Origin of the sequence: Mesorhizobium sp. M2A.F.Ca.ET.039.01.1.1 (genome assembly GCF_003998035.1) — a bacterium.
In the GTDB taxonomy this organism is placed as follows: Bacteria; Pseudomonadota; Alphaproteobacteria; order Rhizobiales; family Rhizobiaceae; genus Mesorhizobium.
In genome coordinates, this window is the sequence record NZ_RZRY01000697.1 from 1 (window position 1) to 3,204 (window position 3,204).

Consider the following 3,204-nt stretch of genomic DNA (forward strand, 5'->3'; position numbering starts at 1 on the left):
GGCCACTCACGCCGCAGCAATTGGCCTGGACCGACGGCCTGCCGGTCAAGACGGTGTCCTTCGACTGGTCGCTCAGGGCGCCGCCCCTGGAGATCAACTTCGCTGTCATTCCACCCGGCAGATCGAGTTTCCCGGGAGACCCGCCCGGGCCGCCCGACCCGGAATGACCGGCTAAAGCATGTCTCCCGAAAGTGGGAACCGGTTTCGGGACAAAGACATGCATGAAATCAAAAACCTAAAGCGTATGGAGCGAATCTGAAAGATCGCGACGCGCTTTAGGCTTGATCCACCCGCCTGAATTGAAAAGGCGCCGGTTTCGCCGGCGCTTCCAATGAACAAGCGCCGGGCGCTACTCAGGCGTTGGCAACCTGCTTGTGCTGGATCGGATGGCTCTTCTTGAGCAGATCCGAGACCAGGAAGGCGAGCTCGATCGCCTGATCCGCGTTAAGGCGCGGATCGCAATGGGTATGATAGCGGTCGTGCAGGTCCTCGGCCGTGATGGCGCGGGCGCCGCCCGTGCATTCGGTGACGTTCTTGCCGGTCATCTCGACATGGATGCCGCCCGGATGCGTGCCTTCGGCGCGATGCACCTCGAAGAAGGTCTGCACTTCCTTGAGAATCCGGTCGAACGGCCGCGTCTTGTAGCCGGCCGCCTCGATGGTGTTGCCATGCATCGGATCGGACGACCACACGACGCTGCGGCCTTCCTTCTTCACCGCCCGCACCAGCTTCGGCAGGTGCTCGGCCACCTTGTCGGAGCCGAAGCGGGCAATCAGCGTCAACCGTCCAGGCTCATTCTCGGGATTGAGCAGGTCGATCAATTCCAGCAAACCATCCGGCGTCAGCGAAGGTCCGCATTTCAGGCCAAGCGGGTTCTTGATGCCGCGGCAATATTCGACATGCGCATGGTCGGGCTGGCGGGTGCGATCGCCGATCCAGATCATGTGGCCCGAGGTTGCGTACCAGTCGCCGGAGGTGGAATCGACGCGCGTCAGCGCTTCCTCGTAGCCGAGCAGCAGTGCCTCGTGACTGGTGTAGAAATCGGTCTCGCGCAGCGCGAAATTGGTTTCCGACGTGATGCCGACCGCGCGCATGAATTCCATCGTCTCGGTGATGCGGTTGGCAAGCGATTCGTACTTCTCACCCTGGGGGCTGTCGGCGACGAAGCCCAGCATCCAGCGATGCACGTTCTCCAGGCTGGCATAGCCGCCCTGCGCGAAGGCGCGCAGAAGGTTGAGCGTCGCGGCCGACTGGCGGTAGGCCATCTCCTGCCGGGCGGGATCCGGGATGCGCGACCTGGCGTCGAACTCGATGCCGTTGATGATGTCGCCGCGATAGCTCGGCAATGTCACCCCGCCCTTGGTCTCGTTGTCGGAGGAGCGCGGCTTGGCGAACTGGCCGGCGACGCGGCCGACCTTCACCACCGGCTGCGCGCCGGCGAAGGTGAGCACCACCGACATCTGCAGGAAGACGCGGAAGAAGTCGCGGATGTTGTCGGCGCCGTGCTCGGCAAAGCTCTCGGCGCAGTCGCCGCCCTGGAGCAGGAAGGCTTCGCCGGCGGCGACCGCCGCCAGTTGCTTCTTCAGCTTGCGCGCTTCACCGGCAAAGACCAGCGGCGGGAACGTGGCGAGCTGGGCTTCCGTCGCCTTCAGCGCGGCAAGGTCCGGATAGGCCGGAACCTGCTTGATCGGCTTCTCTCTCCACGAATTCGGCGACCATTTCGTCATCGCTGCACCCAATACTCTTCTCGGCGAGCGCCCTTGCCCGCTATTTTCGCCCCAACAGAGGTCGCGGCTCCTTACACGAAGCCGACTGCCTATTCTAGCCGGGTTTTTCAGCGGTGGCGAATGGACCCGATGCTGCTACGCGGCCTTGTCGACGAGCCGCGCCAGCTGCGTCATCACCACGGCCGAGCCTGCCAGCCGCTTCTCCGCATTCGGCCAGTCGCGGATGAAGACGACGCTGTGGTCGGCCCTGATCTTGGCCAGCGAGCCCTGCTCGCCGATGAACTTGACCAGCCCGACCGGATTGGGGAATTCGCGCTTGCGGAAATGGATGACGACGCCCTTGGGGCCGGCATCGAGCTTCTCGACATTGGCCTTGCGGCAGAGCGCCTTGATGAAGACGATCTTCAACAGATGCGTCACCTCTTCCGGCAGCGGCCCGAAACGGTCGATCAGCTCGGCGCCGAAACCGTCGATCTCCTCGGTCGTCTCGAGGTCGCCCAGCCGACGGTAAAGCGCCATGCGGAGCTGCAGGTCCGGCACATAGCTTTCCGGGATCATCACCGCGGTGCCGACCGCGATCAGCGGCGACCAGCCGCCGTCCTGTGCCTCGCCGGTATCCTTCACCTCGGCGACCGCCTCCTCCAGCATCTGCTGGTAGAGCTCGAAGCCGACCTCCTTGATATGCCCCGACTGCTCTTCGCCGAGAAGATTGCCGGCGCCGCGGATGTCGAGGTCGTGGCTGGCGAGCTGGAAGCCGGCGCCGAGCGTGTCGAGCGACTGCAGCACCTTCAGCCGGCGCTCGGCCGTGTCGGTCAGCTTCCGGTTGGCCGGCAGCGTGAACAGCGCGTAGGCGCGCACCTTCGAGCGGCCGACACGGCCGCGCAACTGGTAGAGCTGCGCCAGGCCGAACATGTCGGCGCGATGGATGATCAGCGTGTTGGCGGTCGGGATGTCGAGGCCGGATTCGACGATGGTGGTCGACAGGAGCACATCGTACTGCCCGTCGTAGAAGGCGTTCATGATGTCGTCGAGCTCGCCCGGTGGCATCTGGCCGTGCGCCACCGCCACCTTCAGCTCCGGCACGGATTCCTTCAGGAAATCATGGATTTCGGCCAGGTCGCTGATGCGCGGCACGACATAGAAGGAATGGCCGCCGCGATAGCGCTCGCGCAGCAGCGTCTCGCGGATGACCAGCGGGTCGAAGGGCGAGATGAAGGTGCGCACCGCCATGCGGTCAACCGGAGGCGTGGCGATCAGCGACAGCTCGCGCACGCCGGTCAGCGCCAGCTGCAGCGTGCGCGGGATCGGCGTCGCCGAAAGCGTGAGCACATGCACGTCGTTCTTGAGCTCCTTTAGCCGCTCCTTGTGCTTGACGCCGAAATGCTGCTCCTCGTCGATGATCAGAAGTCCGAGATTCTTGAATGAGATCGAGCTGCCGAGCAGCGCATGCGTGCCGACGACGATGTCGATCGTGCCC

General features: G+C 64.3%; 2 protein-coding genes. Both read right to left on the reverse strand.

All coding sequences use genetic code 11. The annotated features are described in order from the left end of the window. Nucleotides 1-353: 353 nt before the first annotated feature. Nucleotides 354-1,727, reverse strand: a complete 1,374-nt coding sequence (locus EOA24_RS32050; protein ID WP_126082404.1) for a 3-deoxy-7-phosphoheptulonate synthase class II — start codon at nucleotides 1,725-1,727, stop codon at nucleotides 354-356. 135 nt (nucleotides 1,728-1,862) lie between these two features. Next, a partial coding sequence (locus EOA24_RS32055) for a TRCF domain-containing protein (protein ID WP_281059913.1) occupies nucleotides 1,863-3,204 on the reverse strand: 1,342 nt, incomplete at its 5' end.

Excerpts from the sequence above, each read along its gene's own strand:
- EOA24_RS32050 (WP_126082404.1), bottom strand. The coding sequence starts at position 1,727 with ATGACGAAATGGTCGCCGAATTCGTGGAGAGAGAAGCCGATCAAGCAG.